The following is a 22,365-nucleotide window of genomic DNA, read 5'->3' as shown; positions in this document are numbered from 1 at the left end:
CTTGCCCTCTCCCACATTGACCAAGTCGCCGCAGGAATTTCATGCAATATGTTGCTATCTCACGCCCCCCATTGAAACCACTGCTGCCTCGCCCCATCTAACCTCCATACTTCCTTATGCAGGTGCCCCATGAGCGACCAGCAAGAATTCCCTGATTACGACCTCAACGACTACGCAGACCCCGAAAACGCTAAAACCTCCTCGTCCAATACCGGCCTGGCTCTTCCAGGGCAAAACCTGCCGGACAAGGTCTATATCATCCCGATCCACAACCGGCCTTTCTTCCCGGCGCAAGTGCTGCCGGTGATTGTCAACGAAGAACCGTGGGCTGAGACCCTTGAGCTGGTGAGCAAATCCGACCACCACTCACTCGCTCTGTTCTTCATGGACACGCCGCCGGAAGATCCACGCCACTTCGACACCTCCGCCCTGCCGCTGTACGGCACCCTGGTGAAGGTGCATCACGCCAGCCGCGAGAACGGCAAGCTGCAATTCGTGGCCCAGGGCCTGACCCGCGTGCGCATCAAGACCTGGCTCAAGCACCATCGTCCACCGTATCTGGTGGAAGTCGAATACCCACACCAGCCCACCGAGCCGACCGACGAGGTCAAGGCCTACGGCATGGCGCTGATCAATGCGATCAAAGAGCTGCTGCCGCTTAACCCGCTGTACAGCGAAGAGCTGAAGAACTACCTCAACCGCTTCAGCCCCAACGACCCGTCGCCCCTCACCGATTTCGCCGCCGCGCTGACCTCGGCCACCGGTAACGAGCTGCAGGAAGTGCTGGACTGCGTCCCCATGCTCAAACGCATGGAAAAAGTCCTGCCGATGCTGCGCAAGGAAGTCGAAGTCGCGCGCCTGCAAAAGGAGCTCTCCGCCGAGGTGAACCGCAAGATCGGCGAACACCAGCGCGAGTTCTTCCTTAAAGAACAGCTCAAGGTGATCCAGCAGGAGCTGGGCCTGACCAAGGACGATCGCAGCGCGGACGTGGAGCAATTCGAGCAACGCCTGGAAGACAAAGTGCTGCCAGCCCAGGCGAAAAAACGCATCGATGAAGAACTGAACAAACTGTCAATCCTGGAAACCGGCTCGCCGGAATATGCGGTCACCCGCAACTATCTGGATTGGGCAACCTCGGTGCCGTGGGGCGTGTACGGCGAGGACAAGCTCGACCTGAAACACGCGCGCAAGGTGCTGGATAAGCACCATGCCGGCCTGGACGACATCAAGAGCCGCATCCTCGAATTCCTGGCGGTAGGCGCTTACAAAGGCGAAGTCGCCGGCTCCATCGTGCTGCTCGTCGGCCCGCCGGGCGTGGGCAAGACCAGCGTGGGTAAATCCATCGCCGAGTCTCTGGGCCGGCCGTTCTACCGGTTCAGCGTCGGCGGCATGCGCGACGAGGCCGAGATCAAGGGCCATCGCCGTACCTACATCGGCGCCATGCCGGGCAAGCTGGTGCAGGCGCTCAAAGATGTTGAAGTGATGAACCCGGTGATCATGCTCGACGAGATCGACAAGATGGGCCAAAGCTTCCAGGGCGACCCGGCCTCGGCCCTGCTCGAAACCCTCGACCCGGAACAGAACGTCGAATTCCTCGACCACTATCTCGACCTGCGCCTGGACCTGTCCAAAGTGCTGTTCGTGTGCACCGCCAACACCCTTGACTCAATTCCCGGCCCGCTGTTGGACCGGATGGAAGTGATTCGACTGTCGGGCTATATCACCGAAGAAAAAGTCGCCATCGCCAAGCGCCACCTGTGGCCAAAACAGCTGGAAAAAGCCGGCGTATCGAAAAACACCCTGACCATCAGCGACGGCGCCCTGCGCGCATTGATCGACGGTTATGCCCGTGAGGCAGGGGTGCGCCAGTTGGAGAAACAACTGGGCAAACTGGTACGCAAAGCCGTGGTCAAGTTGCTGGATGCGCCGAACTCGGTGATCAAAATCGGCAACAAGGACCTGGAAAGCTCCCTGGGCATGCCGGTGTTCCGCAATGAGCAAGTGCTGTCCGGTACCGGTGTGATCACCGGACTGGCCTGGACCAGCATGGGCGGCGCGACCCTGCCAATCGAGGCGACGCGCATCCACACACTGAACCGCGGCTTCAAGCTCACCGGGCAATTAGGCGAGGTGATGAAAGAGTCTGCCGAAATTGCCTACAGCTACATCAGCTCCAACCTGAAGTCGTTTGGCGGCGATCCGAAGTTCTTCGACGAAGCCTTCGTGCACTTGCACGTGCCGGAAGGTGCCACGCCGAAGGACGGCCCGAGCGCTGGCGTGACCATGGCCAGTGCGTTGTTGTCCCTGGCCCGTAACCAAGCGCCGAAAAAAGGCGTGGCCATGACCGGCGAACTGACGCTGACCGGGCATGTACTGCCGATCGGCGGCGTGCGCGAGAAGGTGATCGCAGCGCGACGTCAGAAGATTCACGAGCTGATATTGCCGGAACCCAATCGCGGCAGTTTTGAAGAGTTGCCGGAGTATCTTAAAGAGGGCATGACGGTGCACTTTGCCAAGCGGTTTGCGGATGTGGCTAAAGTGCTTTTCTAAGCGATAGAGAGCAACCGTGTACTCATAATGACCAGGTTCAAGCCTGGTCATTTTCATTTCAGATTTGCGGTAATCAATCCCTTCCTGAGTTATCGCCAACCCGTCTAAAAAACTGTCATTTCTCACAGGTCCCAGTTGTTCCGGCGCCCTCTACATTGAAGCGACTGCGCGTCCAATCATGCGCAGGTCCAATCAAGGAGAAACCAATGACAGCAACTCGCGAAGCACCAGCCGAGATCGAAAACATTACGGGTGAGTTCAAAGGATCCGTGTCCAAACGTGGGAATTTCCAAACCCAACAGCTGGAATATACAGCCGATGACAAATGGCTTGGCATAACCGCCATTGCTGAGCGACAAAGCCGCCAAAGCGAGCGAAGAATCGAGCTGGTACTCCATCGTGATATTAAGCCCGGCACGTACCATTTTGAAGGCACCCCCTCACCACCCGTGGTGAGAGTGCGCTACTTTGAAATGTACCGCATCGGCTTCTACCACTATCTGGGTGAGGCCACAACCCAAAAAGGAACGCTGGTTTTAGATATCTCGACAGACAACCAACACCATACGGCAAAGCTAGACTTCACCGTCAAGCTCCGGAACGGAAATGAACTCAAGCTAAGCATCAAATATGACGTATGGCTGACTACGACCCTTATTTGAAACTTAGGCGGCACAGACGGTGCCGCCGTCACACCTTGTCTCATCTTCGGTTATGCTCGCCCTTCGTCGTGTATAAACGGAGTCTCCATGACTGCTGCCCGCCTGCTTCTCCCCCTGAGCCTTTGCCTGCTGACCGCGTGCGCCAGTGCGCCGAAGCAAAACGTCACCGTGGAAAACCAGAGCGCCTGCCCGCTCCAGCTTAAAACCGGGCAAAACCTGATCCTCACCCTGCCGAGCAACCCCACCACCGGCTACCGCTGGGCCATCCAGGATTCCGCCGGCGGCGTGCTGCGTGCGCTGAGCCCTGAGGTCTACAGCAGCACTGAGTCCGGCGTGATCGGGGGCGGTGGTCAATCCACCTGGCGCTTCCAGGCGTTTGCCGCCGGCCAGGGTCGTTTACGCCTGACGTCCCAGCAGCCGTGGGAGCCGGAAGCCGAACCCGTGGAGACCTTCGACTGCACCCTTACGGTGAACTGATATGCCATGGCTGATACTCGCGTTGATGGGCGCCGCCACTTTTATCTACGGTTTGAGCACTCACGCGATGTTGCTCTGCCTGCTGGTCAAACCGCTGCCGGTACTGGCGTTGTTGGGCTGGCTGCATGACGCACCGCCCACCGACTATCGACGCTGGATCAGCCTCGGGCTGATTTTCTCACTGGTGGGCGACGTGTTGCTCGCTTGGCCTGGCGACTTGTTTATCTTCGGCCTCGGCGCGTTTCTGATTGCGCACCTGGCATACCTCAAGGCCTATTTCAGCGATTGCCGTCGTTTGGCGGTATTACCGTTGGTATTGGCGCTTGGTGTAGGCGTCGTCCTGCTGAGCATCCTGATTTCCCATGGCCTTGGCGACTTGTTGATTCCCGTCGTGGTTTACGCCTTGGTGATCAGCGCAATGCTCTGGCGCGCGCTCGCGCGGCTGGGCAGTGACGTGCCAAAACGCTCGGCCTTACTGGCTGCGGCGGGCGCGGTGTCGTTTGTGTTTTCAGACGCCCTGATCGGCATCAATCGGTTCGTGGTGGCGTTCGACGCCGCGCCGTATTTGCTGATCACCACGTATTGGCTTGGCCAGTGGGGCATCACCGCCTCTGCTTTCCATCAGACAACCCGCGCACACGAGGGCCAACTTGGCTAAAATGCCGGCCTTTCCCCCCTCGTCGCCGGAACAACCGTGAGCAAAGAACCCGATCGCCTTTTCGCCCAGCCCCTGCCCCAGGTGCCGGACTTCGCCTTTAACGAGGACGTGGTGCGGGTATTCCCGGACATGATCAAGCGCTCGGTGCCAGGCTACCCGACTATCGTCGAAAACCTCGGTGTTCTCGCGGCGCAGTTTGCCCAACCCAACAGCGTGCTCTACGACCTGGGTTCATCCCTTGGCGCTGTCACCCAAGCCCTGCGCCGACACGTGCGTACCGACGGCTGCCGAGTGATCGCGGTGGATAACTCCGCCGCCATGGTCGAGCGCTGCCGCGAATACCTCAACGGCCAGGACTCGATGTTCCAGGAGTTGCTGCCGGTCGAGGTGATCGAGGGCGATATCCTCGCGCTGCAATTCCAGCCGGCCTCGGTGGTGGCGTTGAATTTCACCCTGCAATTCATCGCGCCCGACGAGCGCCTGAGCTTGCTGTCGCGTATTCGTCAGGCGCTGTTACCGGGCGGTGCGCTGATCCTTTCGGAAAAGCTGCGCTTCAATGACCTTGAAGAACACGCGCTGCTCACCGACCTGCATATCGCGTTCAAACGCGCCAACGGCTACAGCGAACTGGAAATTGCCCAGAAGCGCAGCGCCATCGAAAACGTCATGAAGCCCGACAGCCTCGAAGAACACCGCGAACGCCTGCTGGCAGCCGGGTTCTCGAAAGTCGTGCCGTGGTTCCAGTGTCTTAACTTTGCCTCGTTGATTGCCTTGCCATGATTGATTTGTCTCCCCTCGCCCGCCATCTGGTCGGCACTCCTCTGGCCGTATGGGCCCAAGGCCTGCAAGCGCAGCTCGACAGCAAAATGGAAAAAGGACATGGCGACCTGGAGCGCTGGCAGAGTGCATTGGATGCACTGCCGAAGATCATGCCCAGCGACGTCGACTTACTGAATGACCTGGTGCTGGACACCGACTGCGACGACGAAACCCGCGCACAGATGCGCACCGCATTGATGGGCCTGAGCCCATGGCGCAAGGGGCCGTTCCACCTGTTCGGCGTGCACGTCGACACCGAGTGGCGCTCGGACTGGAAGTGGTCGCGCGTCGCACCGCACCTGGACTTGAAAGGCAAGCGCATCCTCGATGTCGGCTGCGGCAACGGTTACTACATGTGGCGCATGCTCGGCGCCGGCGCCGACAGCGTGATAGGTGTCGACCCGAACTGGCTGTTCTTCTGTCAGTTCCAGGCGGTGCAGCGGTATCTGTCCGAACCGAAAGCCTGGCACCTGCCATTTCCGTTTGAAGACTTGCCGGCCAACCTCGAAGGCTTCGACACGGTGTTTTCCATGGGCGTGTTCTACCACCGTCGCTCGCCCATCGAGCATTTGCTGGCGCTGAAGGACACCTTGGTCAAGGGCGGCGAATTGGTCCTGGAGACCCTGGTGGTGGAAGGCGACCAGCAACAGGTGCTGGTGCCGGAAGACCGTTATGCGCAGATGCGTAACGTGTGGTTCCTGCCGTCGGTGCCGGCGTTGATGCTGTGGCTGCGCCGCGCAGGTTTCAGCGATGTGCGTTGCGTGGATGTGAGCGTGACCACGGTGGAGGAACAGCGCGGGACGGAATGGATGAAGTATCAGTCCCTGAGTGACTTCCTCGATCCCGAGGATCACAGCAAGACGATTGAAGGGCTGCCGGCACCGATGCGGGCGGTCATCATCGCCAAGAAGTAACCGCTAATCTCCCTGAAAAAATGAAGATCAAAAATGTGGGAGGGGCAAGTCGAATCGTCGCACCGCCCCTCCCGCATTTGATACTCGGTGTTGGTTAGATCTGAGGCTTCGCCCGGCGGGCCTTGAAGAACTCGCTCAACACCGTGCCGCACTCCTCGGCCAGCACACCGCCTTCAAACACCACCCGATGATTCAGAAAGCCCTGGGTAAAAAACTGCCCCTGGCTTTGCACAATCCCCGCCTTCGGCTCCAACGCGCCATAGACCACCCGCGCGACTCGCGAATGCACGATCAACCCCGCGCACATGCTGCAAGGCTCCAACGTCACATACAGCGTGCTGCCCACCAGCCGGTAGTTACTGATGGCCTGGGCGGCGTCGCGTATGGCGACCATCTCGGCATGGGCGCTGGGATCGTTGCCGCTGATGGGGCGGTTGAAACCTCGACCAATGATTTCACCGTCCTGTACCAACACCGCACCCACGGGCACTTCGCCCAGTGCGGCGCCTTGGGCGGCAAGTGCCAGGGCTTCACGCATGAAGTCTTGGTCGCGGCTGCGGTCGATGATTGCCGAGGGGCGAATCTGGCGCATCACGCCACCTCGATGGCGGCCATCAGGCCGGTTTCCATGTGGTCGATGACGTGGCAGTGGAACATCCACACTCCAGGGTTATCCGCCACCAAGGCCACGCGGGCGCGCTCGTTCTTGCCCAACAAATAGGTGTCGGTAAAGTAGGGGGTCACCTTGTGGCGATTCGAGGCGATCACCTTGAAGCTCATGCCGTGCAGGTGGATCGGATGCTGGTACTGGGTCATGTTCTTCAATTCGAAAATGTAGCTCTTGCCCTTTTCCAGCTTGGCAATCGGTCGGTCGGCGCAGGTCTTGTCGGTGATGTCCCAGGCCTGGCCGTTGATCTGCCACAGGCTCGGCGGCTTGCCATTGTCGACGTTGACCGAGACCGAGCCGACCCACTCGAAATTGAAGTTGAGTTTCTCGGCATTGGCCAGGTCCGGTTCGGCAATCGGATTGGCGGGCAGCGCCGGGGGCCATTCGGTCGGTGCATCGGTGTTGGCGACTGAGCGGAAAGTGCCCAGGCGCACCGGGCCGTTGCGAATAGAGAGCTCTTCGCCTGCCGGCGGTGCCTTGATCGCCAGGCAGATGCGCATACCCGGCCCCAACCAGTACTCCTTGCCCAATGGACGCGGTTCGATGGGATTGCCGTCCAGCGCATAGATCTGCGCTTCGACGTCGGGGATGTTGATGCGATAGGTCAGGGTGTTATCGAGGTTGAGCAGCCGCACGCGGGTGATCTGCCCAGCGGGTAAGTCGATCACCGCCTGGGATACGCCATTGATCGTCGACAGCCGCCCGGCCGTACCGCCACGCGCCGCTTCACGGGGAACGCTGAAGGCAACGAACGCACCCTCTTCGTCCACATGCCAGCTCTTCAGGCTGAGGGTCCGTTCGTGTTTGAAACCGGTGGGTTCACGCTCTTCGATGATCAGCGGGCCGACCAGGCCTCGGCCGAGTTCTTCGCTGCTGTTCACATGCGGGTGATACCAGTAGCTGCCGGCGTCGGGCACGCGGAATTTGTAGTCGAAGTATTCGCCCGGCAGCACCGGCAGTTGCGAGACATAGGGCACGCCGTCCATTTCCAGCGGCAGGCGGATGCCGTGCCAGTGGATGGTGGTCGCGACCGGCAGGTGGTTGATAAAGCGCACCCGCAACCATTCGCCCTGACGCACACGCAACTCGGTGCCGGGTGCCGAGGGGCCGAACGCCCAGGCTTGGGTCTTGTGCCCCGGCACCAGCTCCACGTCCAACGGTGCAGCGATCAGCTCGTAGTCGTGACCCGCTTCGGATTCGGCGACTTTCCCCAGCCAGTAACGGTAGGCGCCACCGGCACCGACGCCCACTACGGCCAGGCCTGCAAGACCACCCAGGATTTGTCGACGGGAAAAGGATCGGGACACAACAACCTCACGTATCTGCCGCAGGCCCAAGGCCTGCAAAGGGCAGATACGATACACCTGCATCGGCTAAACAGTAAGGCTTCTCATGTGGGAGGGGGCTTGCTCCCGATAGCAGTGTGTCAGCCACCACATTTATGGCTGATACACCGCTATCGGGAGCAAGCCCCCTCCCACATTGGTTCTTCATTGTTTTTTAGGGCTTGGAGGCCGCCAGGATCAGGGCTTTCATCTCGGCCACAGCGCCTTTGAAACCGACGAACAGCGCGTGGGCTACCAACGCGTGGCCGATGTTCAGCTCGTTGATGCCTTTGATCGCAGCCACGGCTTCGACGTTGTGGTAATGCAGGCCATGGCCGGCGTTGACGATCAGGCCTTCATTGAGGCCGCAGTTCACACCTTCAATGATGCGCTGCAGTTCATCCGCCACTTCGGTCGGCGTGGTGGCATCGGCGTAACGGCCGGTGTGCAGTTCGATGGCCGGCGCGCCGACACGACGCGACGCTTCGATCTGGCGCTCGTCGGCGTCGATGAACAGCGACACTTCGCTGCCGATTTTCGACAGGCGCTCCACCGCGGCCTTGATCCGCGCTTCCTGGCCGGCCACGTCAAGGCCGCCTTCGGTGGTCAGCTCCTGGCGGGTTTCCGGTACCAGGCAGATGTGCGCTGGGCGAATGCGCTCGGCGAAGAGCATCATTTCTTCGGTGACGCCCATTTCGAAATTCATGCGGGTTTGCAGCACGTCCTTGAGCAGCAACACATCGCGTTCCTGGATGTGGCGGCGGTCTTCTCGCAGGTGCACGGTGATGCCGTCGGCGCCTGCTTCTTCGGCGTCCAGCGCGGCCTTGACCGGGTCAGGGTAACGGGTGCCCCGGGCCTGGCGCAGGGTGGCGACGTGGTCGATGTTGACGCCAAGAAGAATGCGATTGCTGGTGGTCACGGAAGCGCTCCTGAAAAGGGAAAGAAACGGTGCACAGCATACACGGGGAGATCAGGGCTTTCGAAACAACTCGCGGCTGACCAACGGCCGTCCGCCCAGGTGCACGGCCAAGGCCTGACGCATCAAGCGCTTGGCGGCGGATAACGCACCGGGTGCGCTCCAGTCGGCATCGCTCATGGCCAGCAGTTCGGTGCCCTGGAACAGGCCGGGTTGCAGCAGGTAGACGCGCTCAAGACCCGCGTCGACTTGCAGGCGGTACATGCCGTCGGCGGCGACGGGGTCGCCGTGCAGGTCGTTGCTCAGCTCGAAGCCGTAGCCCAGGTCATCGAGCAGACGCCATTCGAAGGCACGCAGCAGCGGCTCCAGAGGGCGACCTTCGGCCAGGGCCAGCAAAGTGGCAGCATAGTGATCAAAGACAGCCGGGTGCGGGTCTTCGGCGGGCAACAGACGGATCAGCAGCTCATTGAGGTAGAGCCCACTGAACAACGCATCGCCATTGAGCCAGGCGGAAGTGCCGACGCTTTCCAGGCGGCCGACGTTTTTCAGCTCGCCCTTGCCGCGAAACTCCACGTCCAACGCCACGAAGGGCCGCGCCAATGTCCCCGCCTTGCCCCGCGCGCTACGCAACACCGCGCGCAGGCGGCCTTGGGGCGTGAGGAAATCCACTAGCGCGCTGGTCTCGCGGTAGGCGCGGCTGTGCAGGACGTAGGCGAGTTGGCTGGGGGGTTGGGACATGGGTGCTCACTGCTGGAATGCATTTTTTGAAAACTACACAAACCTAATGTGGGAGGGGGCTTGCCCCCGATGGCAGTGTGTCAGTCACTTATTTATTAACTGACTCACCGCCATCGGGAGCAAGCCCCCTCCCACATTTTTTGCCCTGCGGTGTTCTTACAGGTCGCCGTAACCGAGGGAACGCAGAGCGCGCTCGTCATCGGACCAGCCGCCTTTCACCTTCACCCACAGGTTGAGCATGATCTTGGAATCGAAGAGCAATTCCATGTCCTTGCGCGCCTCGGTGCCGATGCGCTTGATGCGCTCGCCCTTGTCGCCAATGATGATTTTCTTCTGGCCGTCACGCTCGACGAGGATCAGCGCATGGATATGCAGGGTCTTGCCCTGTTGCTTGAACTCTTCGATTTCGACGGTGATCTGGTACGGCAGCTCAGCACCCATCTGGCGCATGATTTTCTCGCGGACAAGTTCAGCGGCGAGAAAGCGGCTGCTGCGGTCGGTGATCTGGTCTTCCGGGAAGAAGTGCTCGTTCTCCGGCAGGTAGCCAGCGATCACGCGCTCCAGGGCTTCGAGGTTATGACCGTGCTGGGCCGAGATCGGCATGATCTGGGCGTTCGGCAGTTGCTCCTGCAACCAGGTCAGGTGCGGCATCAGTTCGGCTTTGTCTTCGATGCGGTCGGTCTTGTTCAGCGCGACGATCAATGGGCCGGTGACGTACTGCACACGCTCAAGGACCATCTGGTCTTCGTCAGTCCACTTGGTGCGGTCGACCACGAAGATCACCACGTCGACGTCTTTCAACGCCGCCGATGCGGTCTTGTTCATGTAGCGGTTCAGGGCTTTCTCGCCACCTTTGTGCATACCCGGGGTGTCGACGTAGACCGCTTGCACGGCGCCTTCGGTCTTGATGCCCAGCATGTTGTGGCGAGTGGTCTGAGGCTTGCGCGAGGTGATCGCGAGCTTCTGACCGAGGATGTGGTTCAGCAGCGTGGACTTGCCCACGTTCGGGCGGCCAACGATGGCAACATAGCCACAGCGTGTTGCGGTTGAATCAGTCATGGCCATTCTCCACGCCCAGGGCAATCAGTGCTGCAGCGGCCGCTACCTGTTCGGCAATACGACGGCTCACACCCTGACCTCGGCTTTTTTCATTCAGTAAGGTGATTTCACATTCCACGAAGAACACGCGGCAATGGGGCTCACCCTGGATATCCACCACTTCGTAGCGTGGCAGTTCGCAACCACGGGACTGCAGGTATTCCTGCAGGCGGGTCTTGGGATCTTTGTTGGTGTCGACCAGCGTAAGGCTTTCAATCTCCGAAGCCAGCCAGGCGACCACGCGCTCCTTGGCCGTTTCCATACCTGCATCGAGGTAAATCGCGCCGATCAAGGCTTCGAGGGCATCGGCCAGGATCGACTCGCGACGGAAGCCACCGCTTTTCAATTCGCCCGACCCCAGGCGCAGGTACTCACCCAGGCCGAAACCACGGGCCAGTACGGCCAGGGTCTCACCCTTTACCAGACGTGCACGCAATCGCGAAAGCTGGCCTTCGCGCGCTTGCGGGAAGCGTTCGAACAGCGCCTCACCGGCGGCGAAATTGAGAATGGCGTCACCGAGGAATTCCAGGCGCTCGTTATTACGCCCTGCAAAGCTGCGGTGTGTGAGGGCAAGGATCATCAATTCCTGATCCTTGAAGGTGTAGCCGAGCTGGCGCTCTAAACGACTTAGCGAAACGGTCACGGTTTATCCATACCTAGTTGCTGCATATCTAGTGGGTGGCACCGGCGGCCATCGACGATTGACGCAGTGTTCAAATTCAAATCCTGATGGTTACAGCCTGGAGCCGGAATTGTCCAAGCCCCAGAAAAGCAGTCGGCGCTGTGTTCACAGCGCCGCTTGTATTACTTGATCAGCCCGACCCGCGAGAAGTTCGGCAGGTGGCTGAGCTTGGGTTCCGGCCAGCTCATCCAGACCGCGAAGGCCTTGCCGACGATATTCTGGTCGGGAACCATGCCAAGCAGCTCCTTGGGAATGCTCGGGTCATCCCAGTAGCGGCTGTCGTTGGAGTTGTCACGGTTGTCGCCCATCATGAAATAGTGCCCGGCTGGCACTTTCCACTCTCCATCAGGCATGGCGCGGTAGCGGCTCATTTCCTTGCGGATTTCGTGCTCTACCGCACCGAGTTTTTCCTGGTACAGCTCGGCGCTGCCCAAGCTGTTCGGTTCGGAACCGAGCAGTTTCTCGGCCACCGACTCGCCATTGATCAACAGGCGCTTGTCGCTGGTGTAGCGAATCACGTCGCCCGGCAGGCCCACCACACGCTTGATGTAATTGACGTTCGGGTCGCTTGGATAGCGGAACACCATCACATCACCGCGCTGCGGATCACCGACTTCGATGACCTTCTTGTCGATCACCGGCAGGCGAATCCCGTAGGAAAACTTGTTCACCAGGATGAAGTCGCCCACGTCCAGGGTAGGTTTCATCGAACCCGAAGGGATCTGAAACGGCTCCACCAGAAACGAACGCAGCACCAGCACGATGAACAACACCGGGAAGAACGACTTGCCGTACTCAACCAGCAAAGGCTCTTTGTTCAGCTTCTCGATCACCACGACATCGGGCTGGCTGACGCTGCCCTGATAGGACGCGATAGCCGCCCGCCGACGCGGGGCGAAGAACACCAGATCGAGCAACGCCAGGAGACCACAAACGGCAACGGCGATGACCAGCAACAGCGGGAAATTTAGCGACATAGGACCTAACTATCCAACCTGAGCACCGCAAGGAAGGCTTCTTGTGGAATTTCCACGTTGCCCACTTGCTTCATGCGTTTTTTACCGGCCTTTTGCTTCTCAAGCAGCTTGCGCTTACGGCTTACGTCACCGCCGTAGCATTTGGCCAGTACGTTCTTTCTGAGAGCCTTGACGGAGGTCCGTGCAATGATCTGCCCGCCAATAGCGGCCTGGATCGCGACGTCGAACATCTGGCGCGGAATCAGTTCTTTCATCTTCTCGGTCAACTGGCGACCTTTGTAGTGCGCGTTGTCCTTGTGCACGATCAGTGCAAGGGCATCAACCTTGTCGCCGTTGATCAACACATCCAGTTTCACCAGATTAGCCGATTGATAACGATCGAAATGGTAATCCAGCGAAGCATAGCCGCGACTGGTGGATTTGAGACGGTCAAAGAAGTCCAGGACCACTTCGTTCATCGGCAAATCGTAGGTCACTTGCACCTGGGTACCGAGGAACAGCATGTCGTGCTGCACGCCACGTTTTTCGATACACAGGGTAATGACGTTGCCCAGGTGTTCCTGCGGCACCAGGATATTGGCGCGCACGATCGGCTCACGCATGTCTTCGATAGAAGACAGGTCTGGGAGCTTGGACGGGTTATCTACATAAATCGTTTCACCGGTTTTCAGCGCCAGCTCAAAAATAACCGTTGGCGCGGTGGTGATCAGGTCCAGGTCGTATTCGCGCTCAAGGCGCTCCTGAATGATCTCCATGTGCAGCATGCCGAGGAAGCCGCAACGGAAACCGAAGCCCAGGGCGTCGGAGCTTTCGGGGGTGTACTGCAACGACGAGTCGTTGAGGGTCAGTTTCTGCAGCGCTTCGCGGAAGTCTTCGAAGTCATCGGAGCTGACTGGGAACAGACCGGCGTAAACCTGCGGCTGGATGCGTTTGAAGCCAGGCAGCACGTCGACGTCAGGGGTGGAGCTCAAGGTCAGGGTGTCACCCACCGGCGCACCGTGGATGTCCTTGATACCGGCGATGATGAAACCTACTTCACCGGCTTTCAGATCAGTGGTTGCAGTGTGTTTCGGGTTGAATACACCGACGCTGTCCACCAGGTGGATCTTGCCGGTGGACTTGACCAGGATCTTGTCGCCCTTCTTCACACGGCCGTGGCGTACACGTACCAGGGAAACAACCCCCAGGTAGTTGTCGAACCAGGAATCGATGATCAACGCTTGCAGCGGATCTTCGTAGTTGCCGGTGGGGGCAGGAATGGTCTTGACCAGGCGTTCGAGCACTTCGTCAACGCCCAGGCCGGTCTTGGCGCTGCACTCGACGGCGTCGGTGGCGTCAATGCCGATGATTTTTTCGATTTCTTCTTTGACGCGGTCCGGATCGGCCTGTGGCAGGTCGATCTTGTTCAGCACCGGCATCACTTCCAGGCCTTGCTCGATGGCGGTGTAGCAGTTGGCCACGGACTGGGCTTCAACGCCCTGACCCGCGTCCACCACCAGCAGCGCACCTTCGCAGGCCGCCAGGGAACGGCTGACTTCATAGGTGAAGTCGACGTGGCCCGGGGTGTCAATGAAGTTCAGCTGGTACTTGATACCGTCTTTGGCGGTGTAGTACAGAGTAACGCTGTGGGCCTTGATGGTGATCCCGCGCTCGCGTTCGAGGTCCATGGAATCCAGTACCTGGGCTTCCATTTCACGCTCGGCAAGGCCGCCGCACATCTGGATGAATCGATCGGCCAGCGTCGACTTACCATGGTCAATGTGGGCGATGATGGAGAAATTGCGGATATGACTCAAATCACTCACGGATCAACACTCAAAAAGGCTGCAGGCAGATTGCCCGCTGAAAAATAGCCGGGAATTGTACCTGAAGCTTCGGCCAGACGTCATCTTTGCTGACCAGAACAAAAATGCCCCACTCATTCGAGCGGGGCATTTTTTGTGCATAAGCGCGGTATCAGCCAGCTCGGCGCAGCAGCCAGAACCCGGCCAGGGCGCAGATGGCGGTCGGCACCAGCACCGCAAACAGCGGCGAGAAACCGAATACCAGGCTCGACGGGCCGAGAAGGTCCTGAGCGATGCGGAAGGTGAAACCCACCAACACGCCAGTAAACACACGCTGACCCAGGGTCACGGAACGCAATGGGCCGAAGATGAACGAGATCGCCATCAACACCAGCGCGGCGGTTACCACTGGCTGCAACACCTTGACCCAAAACGCCAGCCAGTAACGACCGTTGTTCAGCCCTTGCTCCTTGAGGTAGTGGATGTAACTCCACAACCCAGAGATAGGCAGGCTTTCCGGAATCATCACCACGGTGTTGAGCAATTCCGGCTTGAGAGCGATGTCCCACTCTTCGCTTGGCTCATTGATCACTTCGGTGCTGGCCTTGGTGCCTTGGCCGACATTGCGGAAGTGAGTGGTAGTGATGTCCGTCAGTTGCCATTTTTCGCCGCTGTACTGCGCACGTTTGGCGAAGCTGGACGACAGCATGTGACGTTCTTTATCAAAGGTGTAACGCGTCACACCGATCAACAGGCCGCCCGGTTGCACGGCGTTGATGTGGATGAACTCATCACCCTGGCGATGCCACAGGCCATGCTTGGCGCTTTGCGCATCGCCCGAACCCTGCGCCAGGGCGCGGTTGGCTTGGGCGGTGGTTTCTGCCGGCGGCGCGACGTATTCACCGATCAGCACGCTGCACAGCATCAGCAGCAACATGGGCTTCATCACCGCCCAGACGATACGGCCGATGGACACCCCGGCGGCACGCATGATGGTCAGTTCGCTGTTGCTGGCCAGGCTGCCCAGGCCGATCAAGCAGCCGATCAGCGCAGCCATCGGCATCATGTCGTAGAGCCGACGCGGCGCGGTGAGTGCCACGTAGCTCAGTACATCCCACACGGTGTAGGTGTCGCTCACGTTGCCCACTTCATCGATGAAGGCGAACAACGAGGCAAGGCCCAGGATGATGCCCAGAACCGCCAGAATGGCGATCAGGACGCTGCTACCAATGTAGCGATCGAGCTTAGCCACGAGCCAACTCCTTCTGGCCGCGACGGCTCAACATTTTCAAACGGATAGGTTCCCAGTAGAGCAGGCCCAGGCCGATCACCAGGAAGATCCCGTGCACCCACCACAACCCCAGGGTCGGCGAAAGCTTGCCCTTCTCCAGGGAGCCGCGAGCGGAAATCAGAATGGTGAGGTAAGCCATGTACAGCAGGATCGCTGGCAACAGCTTGAGGAAGCGGCCCTGACGTGGGTTGACGCGCGACAACGGCACGGCCATCAAGGTCACGATAAACACCAGCAGTGGCAGGGAAATACGCCATTGCAGCTCGGCAATGGAGCGCAGTTCCTTGCTGCCGAACAAATCCTTCGTGGGGATGGCGTCGCGGTCAGTCACCTCGTCGCTGACATCCGGACGGGCGAGCAACACGCCGTAAGTGTCGTACTTGATGGCGCGGTAGTCGGCCTGGCCGGGACTGCCGTCATAGCGATAGCCGTTCTCCAGGATCAGGTAGCGACTGCCATCGGGACGCACGTCCTGGCGACCGGACTCGGCCACCAGCACGGAGATGCCACGGTCTTTCTTGTCCTGGCCCAGGCGCTTCTCGGAGATGAACACCCCGCCCAGGTTGGCACGGTCTTCGGTCAGGGTTTCGGTATAGGTGACCCGCGTGCCGTCATTGAGTGCCTGGAAGCGGCCCGGTTCAAGGGTGTCGAACTCGGTCATCGCGTCCTGCTTGTTCAGCACCAGCTGGAACTGCATGGCGCCCTGGGGGGCCAGGCTCAGGCTCAGCCAGGCGACGATAAGCGCGATGCCGGCTGCCGGGATCATGGTCATGCCGAGCAGACGCTGCTGGCTCATGCCGGTGGCCGAGAGCACAGTCATTTCGCTTTCGAGGTACAAACGACCGTAGGCCAACAGGATCCCGAGGAACAGGCCCAGCGGCAGGATCAGTTGCAGGAACCCCGGCAGGCGAAAGCCCATGATCAGGAACAACGAGCCTGGATCCAGGGCGCCCGAAGCGGCTTGGGCCAGGTATTTGACGAAACGACCACTCATGATGATGACCAACAGGACCGCACTCACGGCACTCAGGGTCAACAGGACTTCGCGGGATAGATAACGGAAGACAATCAAACCAGACACTCCAGGGTTGTCAGGCTAAGGCGGCCAAACAAGCAAGCATACCGAGTCAGCCCCTTTACGCAGGGCCGATTAAAAAGATGGCGCATTATCCTGTGATTGACCGCGCCTGTCACTGCGCAACCTCATACGCGGGTACAAAGCGCGTACGAAGGGTTGTCAGGCTCCGCCGGCGAGGTTCAAACTGCGGCCTTTGTCGCTGGCGGTTTACACAGCTGCCACGCTTTAAAGCCTGGATACAAATACCAGGCTCTCAGACCTTTATAAGGGACCCGAAAATGGAATTGGTTGTAAAAAGCGTTAGCCCCGAAACGTTGAAAACCGCCACCCTCGTGGTCGCCATCGGCGAAGGCCGCAAGCTCGGCGTGGCCGCCAAGCAACTCGACGAACTCAGCGGCGGCGCCATCAGCGCCGTGCTCAAGCGCGGCGACCTGGCCGGCAAAGTCGGTCAGAGCCTGCTGTTGCAGAGCCTGCCTAACCTCAAGGCCGACCGCATTTTGCTGGTCGGCGTGGGCAAAGACGCTGAGCTGGGCGACCGCCCGTTCCGCAAGATCATCAGCGGCATCCTCAGCACCCTGAAGGGCCTGGGCGGTGGCGATGCGACACTGGCTCTCGACGAAATCGTGGTCAAAGGCCGCGACAGCTACGGCAAGACGCGCCTGCTGGCAGAGACCCTGGTGGACGGCGGCTATATCTTCGACCAGTTCAAGAGCCAGAAAGCCGAACCCCGCGCCCTGAAGAAAATCACCCTGCTGACCATCAAGGCCGCGCAGGCTGAAGTTCAGCGCGCCGTAACCCACGCTACCGCGATTGCCAACGGCATGTCGTTTACCCGCGACTTGGGTAACCTGCCGCCGAACATCTGCCACCCGACCTACCTGGGCGAGCAAGCCAAGGCGCTGGGCAAAGAGTTCAAGGGCCTGAAAGTTGAAGTGCTGGACGAGAAAAAGATCAAGGAACTGGGCATGGGCTCGTTCTACGCCGTGGGCCAGGGCAGCGACCAGCCACCACGCCTGATCGTGATGCAATACAACGGCGGCAAGAAGTCCGAGAAGCCTTACGCCCTGGTCGGCAAAGGGATCACCTTCGACACCGGCGGCATCAGCCTCAAGCCGGGCGCGGGCATGGATGAGATGAAGTACGACATGGGCGGCGCCGCCAGCGTGTTCGGCACCCTGCGTGCCGTACTGGAGCTCAAGCTGCCGATCAACCTGGTGTGCATCCTGGCCTGCGCCGAGAATATGCCGAGCGGCGGCGCTGCCCGCCCAGGGGATATCGTCACCACCATGAGCGGCCAGACCGTCGAAATCCTCAACACCGACGCCGAAGGCCGTCTGGTGCTGTGCGATGCCTTGACCTACGCCGAGCGCTTCAAGCCGCAAGCCGTAATCGACATCGCCACCCTGACCGGTGCGTGCATCGTTGCCCTGGGCTCCCACACGTCGGGCTTGCTGGGTAACAACGACGAGCTGATCGAGCAACTGCTCAGCGCGGGCAAGGCTGCCGACGATCGCGCCTGGCAACTGCCGCTGTTCGATGAATACCAAGAACAGCTGGACAGCCCGTTCGCCGACATCGCCAACATCGGCGGCCCGAAAGCCGGCACCATCACCGCTGCCTGCTTCCTGTCGCGCTTCGCCAAGAACTTCAACTGGGCACACCTGGACATCGCCGGCACGGCCTGGACCAGCGGCGGCAAGGACAAGGGCGCCACTGGCCGCCCGGTTCCGCTGCTGACCCAGTACCTGCTGGATCGCGCAAAGGCCTGAAACTGAAGATGCCGGGGCGGCCATCACGCCGCTCCGGTCTCAGGAACCGCAATGACCCAAGTCGACTTCTATATATTGCCCAGCGCCGACCCGCTCGCGCGCCTGGACTTTGCCTGCAAACTCACCGAAAAAGCCTGGCGCATGGGCCATCGCATCTACCTGCATTGCAGCGATGCCGCTCAACGCGACGAGCTCGACGCCCGCCTGTGGCGCTTCAAGGGTGAAAGCTTCGTGCCCCACGGCCCTGCCGAATCACAACCTGAAGGTCTGATAGTGCTGGGGCTGGGTGACAACTGCGGCGATCACCATGACCTGCTGGTCAACCTGGACCTGAAAGTACCGCCGTTCGCCAAGGCCTTTGCCCGTGTGGCGGAAGTGGTGGTGGAAGATCCGGCTATTCGTCAGGCCGCGCGGGAGAGTTTCCGTTTCTACCGCGAACAGGGCTATCCTTTGCAAGATCACCGGCTACAACGACTTTGAGCACACGATGGACACTTCCAACCCTGTAAAAAAAGATGACCACCTGCTGGACGACCTGGAGTCGATCCGTCAGTTGCTGGGTGATGATGGCTTGCAACCGCCGCTGCTGACCGAACCGGTCGACGGCGAGGTACAGATTCCGTTGCTGTTTGACATGGTGGGCGGCAAACCTGCGCCGGCACCGGTCGAACTGCCCGTCGTAGAACCAGCCCCCGTTGCCGCCGCCGCCGAGAAAACCCCCGACGCCCTGCTGCTGCATCTAGACAACGAACTGCGCGCCGCCGCGCAATTGATCATGCAAGACGTGATCGACGACTTTGCCCCGCATATCGAAACCGAGATCAAGCGCCGAATGGATGCGCGAATGGAACGGTTGCTCAGCCAGTACCAGTCTTAAACCGTGCATAGATCCCCTGTGGGAGGGGGCTTGCCCCCGATCGCGGTGTATCAGTCAGCCCATGTATGGTTGACACATTGCCATCGGGGGGCAAGCCCCCTCCCACATTGACCGGCGCACGTCTTTAGCCCGTCTTCGCCTCGCCCTGCGCCCTATCCCCCGTTATACTTGCCGGCTTTCCTGAATATATGCCAACTAGGGTCCCGCCGCGCATGGATAAGACCTACCAGCCGCACGCTATTGAAACTTCCTGGTACAACACCTGGGAGTCCGAGAACTATTTCGCTCCGCAAGGTGCGGGCGAGTCCTACACCATCATGATTCCGCCACCGAACGTCACTGGCAGCCTGCACATGGGCCATGGCTTCAACAATGCGATCATGGATGCGTTGATCCGTTTCCGCCGCATGCAGGGTCGTAACACCCTGTGGCAACCGGGCACCGACCACGCCGGTATCGCCACCCAGATGCTGGTGGAGCGCCAACTCGAAGCCACCGGCCAGAGCCGTCACGACCTGGGCCGTGAGAAATTCCTGGAAAAGATCTGGGAATGGAAAGACCAATCCGGCGGCAACATCAGCCGTCAGATCCGTCGCCTGGGCTCGTCCGTCGACTGGAGCCGCGAGCGTTTCACCATGGACGACGGCCTGTCCGAATCCGTGAAAGAAGCCTTCGTGCGCTTGCATGAAGACGGCCTGATCTACCGCGGCAAGCGCTTGGTCAACTGGGACACCAAGTTGCACACGGCGATTTCCGACCTCGAAGTGGAAAACCACGACGAGAAAGGCTTCCTGTGGAACCTTAAGTATCCGCTGGCCGACGGCGCCAAGACCGCTGAAGGCAACGACTACCTGATCGTCGCCACCACCCGTCCGGAAACCATGCTCGGCGATGCCGCCGTCGCGGTTAACCCGAACGACGAACGCTACCAGGCACTGATCGGCAAGTTCGTCGACCTGCCATTGGTTGGCCGTCGCATCCCGATCATCGCGGACGACTACTGCGATCCCGAATTCGGCACCGGCTGCGTGAAGATCACCCCGGCCCACGACTTCAACGACTACGAAGTCGGCAAGCGCCACAACCTTCCGCTGCTGAACATCTTCGATAAAAATGCCGCCGTACTGCCGGCCTGCCAGGTGTTCAACCTGGACGGCACGCTGAACGAAAGCATCGACGGCAAGATCCCGGCCGAATACGCCGGCCTCGACCGTTTCGAAGCACGCAAGCAGATCGTGGCCGCTTTCGATGCCGCCGGCCTGCTGGTCAGCGTTGACGACCACGGCCTGAAAGTGCCGAAGGGCGACCGCTCCGGCACCGTGATCGAGCCGTGGCTGACCGACCAGTGGTACGTGTCCACCAAGCCGCTGGCTGAGCCTGCGATTGCTGCCGTAGAAGATGGCCGTATCCAGTTCGTACCTAAACAGTACGAAAACATGTACTTCTCGTGGATGCGCGACATCCAGGATTGGTGCATCAGCCGTCAACTGTGGTGGGGCCACCGCATTCCGGCCTGGTACGACGAGTCGGGCAAGGTCTATGTCGGCCGCGATGAAGCCGAAGTGCGTGCCAAGCACAACCTCGGCCCGGACGTGGCGCTGCAACAGGACAACGACGTACTGGATACCTGGTTCAGCTCTGGCCTGTGGACGTTCTCCACCCTGGGCTGGCCGCAGCAGACCGAATTCCTCAAGAAATTCCACTCCACCGACGTGCTGGTGACCGGCTTCGACATCATTTTCTTCTGGGTTGCCCGGATGATCATGCTGACCATGCACTTGGTGAAGAACGAGGACGGCACGCCGCAGGTTCCGTTCAAGACCGTGTATGTGCACGGCCTCGTACGTGATGGCCAGGGCCAGAAAATGTCCAAGTCCAAGGGCAACGTCCTGGACCCGCTGGACATCATCGACGGCATCGACCTGGAAACCCTGGTGCAGAAGCGCACTTCGGGCTTGATGCAGCCGAAACTGGCAAAGAAGATCGAAAAGCAGACACGCGACGAGTTCGCTGACGGCATCGCCAGCTACGGCACCGACGCCCTGCGTTTCACCTTCTGCTCGCTGGCGTCTACCGGTCGCGACATCAAGTTCGACATGGGCCGCGTCGAAGGCTATCGCAACTTCTGCAACAAGATCTGGAACGCCGCGCGCTACGTGCTGGATAAAGGTGAAGACTGCGGCCAGAACGGCGAAGCCTATGAGCTGAGCCTGGCCGACCGCTGGATCATCTCGCAGCTGCAACGCACCGAAGCCGAAGTGACCCGCCAACTCGACCAGTTCCGTTTCGACCTGGCCGCGCAAGCCTTGTACGAGTTCATTTGGAACCAGTATTGCGACTGGTATCTGGAGCTGTCCAAGCCCGTGCTGTGGGACGAAAACGCACCGGTCGAACGCCAGCGCGGCACCCGTCGTACCCTGGTACGCGTGCTGGAAGTGGCGTTGCGCCTGGCGCATCCGTTCATGCCGTTCATCACCGAAGAAATCTGGCAGCGCCTCGCGCCGCTGGCCGGTATCGAAGGCAAGACCATCATGCTGCAGCCTTGGCCGGTGGCCAATGAAGCACGCATCGATGAAGCCGCTGAAAGCGATATCGAATGGCTCAAGACCCTGATGCTCGGCACGCGCAACATCCGCGCCGAGATGAACATCGGGCCGGGCAAGCCGTTGGCGGTGTTCGTGAAGAACGCCAGTGCCGAGGACCAGCGTCGCCTTACCGAAAACGATGCACTGCTCAAGAAACTGGCGAAGCTGGAGTCGATCACCGTCTTGGCTGACGGCGCCGAAGCACCGTTGTCCGCTACCGCGCTGGTTGGCGACATGGAAGTGCTAGTGCCAATGGCCGGTTTGATCGACAAGGGCGCAGAGCTGGCCCGTCTCGACAAAGAAATTGCGCGCCTGCAGGGCGAAGTGCAGCGGGTGGGCGGCAAGCTGTCCAACGCGGCATTCGTCGACAAGGCGCCAGCTGAAGTGATCGAGAAAGAGCGCGCCAAGCTCGCCGAGGCCGAACAGGCTCTGGGCAAGCTGGCGGAGCAACATGCGCGGATTTCCAGCCTGTAAGGTGGAATCAGCGTGAAAAAAGAG

The 22,365-nt window shown here is 60.0% G+C and carries 20 protein-coding genes; 10 read left to right on the top strand and 10 right to left on the bottom strand.

Going from position 1 to position 22,365, the window contains the following annotated elements:
- Positions 1 to 129: 129 nt before the first annotated feature.
- The 6 genes from lon to cmoB all read left to right on the top strand — a co-directional run bounded on the left by lon (position 130) and on the right by cmoB (position 6,080).
- Positions 130 to 2,550 (top strand): endopeptidase La, encoded by a 2,421-nt coding sequence (gene lon, locus BW43_RS15900; protein WP_032886465.1) that lies wholly within the window; start codon positions 130 to 132, stop codon positions 2,548 to 2,550.
- A gap of 206 nt (positions 2,551 to 2,756) precedes the next feature.
- On the top strand, positions 2,757 to 3,212 hold the full coding sequence (locus BW43_RS15905; protein ID WP_032886464.1) for a hypothetical protein: 456 nt from the start codon (positions 2,757 to 2,759) through the stop codon (positions 3,210 to 3,212).
- Positions 3,213 to 3,299: 87 nt separating this feature from the next.
- On the top strand, positions 3,300 to 3,689 hold the full coding sequence (locus BW43_RS15910) for a protease inhibitor I42 family protein (protein WP_032886463.1): 390 nt from the start codon (positions 3,300 to 3,302) through the stop codon (positions 3,687 to 3,689).
- Position 3,690: 1 nt separating this feature from the next.
- The gene (locus BW43_RS15915; RefSeq protein WP_032886461.1) at positions 3,691 to 4,347 is read left to right on the top strand and encodes a lysoplasmalogenase; all 657 of its coding nucleotides are present in this window, start codon (positions 3,691 to 3,693) and stop codon (positions 4,345 to 4,347) included.
- A 36-nt stretch (positions 4,348 to 4,383) separates the two neighbouring features.
- Positions 4,384 to 5,127, top strand: a complete 744-nt coding sequence (cmoA, locus tag BW43_RS15920; RefSeq protein WP_032886460.1) for a carboxy-S-adenosyl-L-methionine synthase CmoA — start codon at positions 4,384 to 4,386, stop codon at positions 5,125 to 5,127.
- Positions 5,124 to 6,080 carry a tRNA 5-methoxyuridine(34)/uridine 5-oxyacetic acid(34) synthase CmoB gene (gene cmoB / locus BW43_RS15925; protein ID WP_032886458.1) on the top strand — a complete coding sequence of 319 codons (957 nt, stop codon included), beginning with the start codon at positions 5,124 to 5,126 and terminating at the stop codon, positions 6,078 to 6,080. The genes cmoA and cmoB overlap by 4 nt, the downstream gene beginning before the upstream one ends.
- 94 nt (positions 6,081 to 6,174) lie before the next feature.
- On the opposite strand, the gene tadA is transcribed toward cmoB, so the two are convergent.
- From tadA to lptF, 10 genes are all read right to left on the bottom strand, one after another.
- Positions 6,175 to 6,672: a tRNA adenosine(34) deaminase TadA gene (gene tadA / locus BW43_RS15930; protein WP_032886457.1), complete on the bottom strand. Its 498-nt coding sequence runs from the start codon at positions 6,670 to 6,672 to the stop codon at positions 6,175 to 6,177.
- Positions 6,672 to 8,054, bottom strand: a complete 1,383-nt coding sequence (locus tag BW43_RS15935; protein ID WP_032886491.1) for a multicopper oxidase family protein — start codon at positions 8,052 to 8,054, stop codon at positions 6,672 to 6,674. Before BW43_RS15935 ends, tadA begins: the two co-directional genes overlap by 1 nt.
- A gap of 193 nt (positions 8,055 to 8,247) precedes the next feature.
- Complete coding sequence (pdxJ, locus tag BW43_RS15940) at positions 8,248 to 8,991, bottom strand: pyridoxine 5'-phosphate synthase (protein WP_032886456.1); 744 nt, start codon at positions 8,989 to 8,991, stop codon at positions 8,248 to 8,250.
- A 51-nt stretch (positions 8,992 to 9,042) separates the two neighbouring features.
- A complete protein-coding gene (gene recO / locus BW43_RS15945) occupies positions 9,043 to 9,726 on the bottom strand; it encodes a DNA repair protein RecO (protein ID WP_032886455.1) in 684 nt (227 codons plus the stop codon).
- Positions 9,727 to 9,882: 156 nt separating this feature from the next.
- Complete coding sequence (gene era, locus BW43_RS15950) at positions 9,883 to 10,785, bottom strand: GTPase Era (RefSeq protein WP_032886448.1); 903 nt, start codon at positions 10,783 to 10,785, stop codon at positions 9,883 to 9,885.
- Positions 10,778 to 11,467, bottom strand: coding sequence for a ribonuclease III (rnc, locus tag BW43_RS15955; RefSeq protein WP_032886446.1), 690 nt, complete (start codon positions 11,465 to 11,467; stop codon positions 10,778 to 10,780). The genes era and rnc overlap by 8 nt, the downstream gene beginning before the upstream one ends.
- A gap of 161 nt (positions 11,468 to 11,628) precedes the next feature.
- On the bottom strand, positions 11,629 to 12,483 hold the full coding sequence (lepB, locus tag BW43_RS15960; protein ID WP_032886444.1) for a signal peptidase I: 855 nt from the start codon (positions 12,481 to 12,483) through the stop codon (positions 11,629 to 11,631).
- 5 nt (positions 12,484 to 12,488) lie between these two features.
- Positions 12,489 to 14,288 carry a translation elongation factor 4 gene (lepA, locus tag BW43_RS15965; protein ID WP_003210439.1) on the bottom strand — a complete coding sequence of 600 codons (1,800 nt, stop codon included), beginning with the start codon at positions 14,286 to 14,288 and terminating at the stop codon, positions 12,489 to 12,491.
- 151 nt (positions 14,289 to 14,439) lie between these two features.
- On the bottom strand, positions 14,440 to 15,519 hold the full coding sequence (lptG, locus tag BW43_RS15970; protein WP_032886442.1) for an LPS export ABC transporter permease LptG: 1,080 nt from the start codon (positions 15,517 to 15,519) through the stop codon (positions 14,440 to 14,442).
- Positions 15,512 to 16,630: an LPS export ABC transporter permease LptF gene (gene lptF / locus BW43_RS15975; RefSeq protein WP_032886439.1), complete on the bottom strand. Its 1,119-nt coding sequence runs from the start codon at positions 16,628 to 16,630 to the stop codon at positions 15,512 to 15,514. The genes lptG and lptF overlap by 8 nt, the downstream gene beginning before the upstream one ends.
- Positions 16,631 to 16,914: 284 nt before the next feature.
- On the opposite strand from lptF, the gene BW43_RS15980 reads away from it, so the two are divergent.
- The 4 genes from BW43_RS15980 (at position 16,915) to BW43_RS15995 (ending at position 22,341) form a co-directional block, all read left to right on the top strand.
- On the top strand, positions 16,915 to 18,405 hold the full coding sequence (locus BW43_RS15980; protein ID WP_032886438.1) for a leucyl aminopeptidase: 1,491 nt from the start codon (positions 16,915 to 16,917) through the stop codon (positions 18,403 to 18,405).
- 51 nt (positions 18,406 to 18,456) lie between these two features.
- Positions 18,457 to 18,885 (top strand): DNA polymerase III subunit chi, encoded by a 429-nt coding sequence (locus tag BW43_RS15985; protein WP_032886436.1) that lies wholly within the window; start codon positions 18,457 to 18,459, stop codon positions 18,883 to 18,885.
- Positions 18,886 to 18,892: 7 nt separating this feature from the next.
- Entirely contained in the window at positions 18,893 to 19,282 is a 390-nt protein-coding gene (locus BW43_RS15990) for a hypothetical protein (RefSeq protein ID WP_032886434.1), read from the top strand.
- Positions 19,283 to 19,494: 212 nt separating this feature from the next.
- Positions 19,495 to 22,341 (top strand): valine--tRNA ligase, encoded by a 2,847-nt coding sequence (locus BW43_RS15995; RefSeq protein ID WP_032886432.1) that lies wholly within the window; start codon positions 19,495 to 19,497, stop codon positions 22,339 to 22,341.
- Positions 22,342 to 22,365 lie beyond the last annotated feature (24 nt).

Origin of the sequence: Pseudomonas sp. RIT357 (assembly GCF_000632245.1) — a bacterium.
Classification (GTDB): Bacteria; Pseudomonadota; Gammaproteobacteria; order Pseudomonadales; family Pseudomonadaceae; genus Aquipseudomonas; species Aquipseudomonas sivasensis.
This window is presented reverse-complemented; position numbering and strand designations above follow the sequence as displayed.

What these genes read in the sequence shown, in the direction of transcription:
- lon (WP_032886465.1), top strand. Translation starts at nt 130, where the DNA reads ATGAGCGACCAGCAAGAATTCCCTGATTACGACCTCAACGACTACGCA.
- BW43_RS15905 (WP_032886464.1), top strand. Translation starts at nt 2,757, where the DNA reads ATGACAGCAACTCGCGAAGCACCAGCCGAGATCGAAAACATTACGGGT.
- BW43_RS15910 (WP_032886463.1), top strand. Translation starts at nt 3,300, where the DNA reads ATGACTGCTGCCCGCCTGCTTCTCCCCCTGAGCCTTTGCCTGCTGACC.
- BW43_RS15915 (WP_032886461.1), top strand. Translation starts at nt 3,691, where the DNA reads ATGCCATGGCTGATACTCGCGTTGATGGGCGCCGCCACTTTTATCTAC.
- cmoB (WP_032886458.1), top strand. Translation starts at nt 5,124, where the DNA reads ATGATTGATTTGTCTCCCCTCGCCCGCCATCTGGTCGGCACTCCTCTG.
- tadA (WP_032886457.1), bottom strand. Translation starts at nt 6,672, where the DNA reads ATGCGCCAGATTCGCCCCTCGGCAATCATCGACCGCAGCCGCGACCAA.
- recO (WP_032886455.1), bottom strand. Translation starts at nt 9,726, where the DNA reads ATGTCCCAACCCCCCAGCCAACTCGCCTACGTCCTGCACAGCCGCGCC.
- era (WP_032886448.1), bottom strand. Translation starts at nt 10,785, where the DNA reads ATGACTGATTCAACCGCAACACGCTGTGGCTATGTTGCCATCGTTGGC.
- lepB (WP_032886444.1), bottom strand. Translation starts at nt 12,483, where the DNA reads ATGTCGCTAAATTTCCCGCTGTTGCTGGTCATCGCCGTTGCCGTTTGT.
- BW43_RS15980 (WP_032886438.1), top strand. Translation starts at nt 16,915, where the DNA reads ATGGAATTGGTTGTAAAAAGCGTTAGCCCCGAAACGTTGAAAACCGCC.
- BW43_RS15985 (WP_032886436.1), top strand. Translation starts at nt 18,457, where the DNA reads ATGACCCAAGTCGACTTCTATATATTGCCCAGCGCCGACCCGCTCGCG.
- BW43_RS15990 (WP_032886434.1), top strand. Translation starts at nt 18,893, where the DNA reads ATGGACACTTCCAACCCTGTAAAAAAAGATGACCACCTGCTGGACGAC.
- BW43_RS15995 (WP_032886432.1), top strand. Translation starts at nt 19,495, where the DNA reads ATGGATAAGACCTACCAGCCGCACGCTATTGAAACTTCCTGGTACAAC.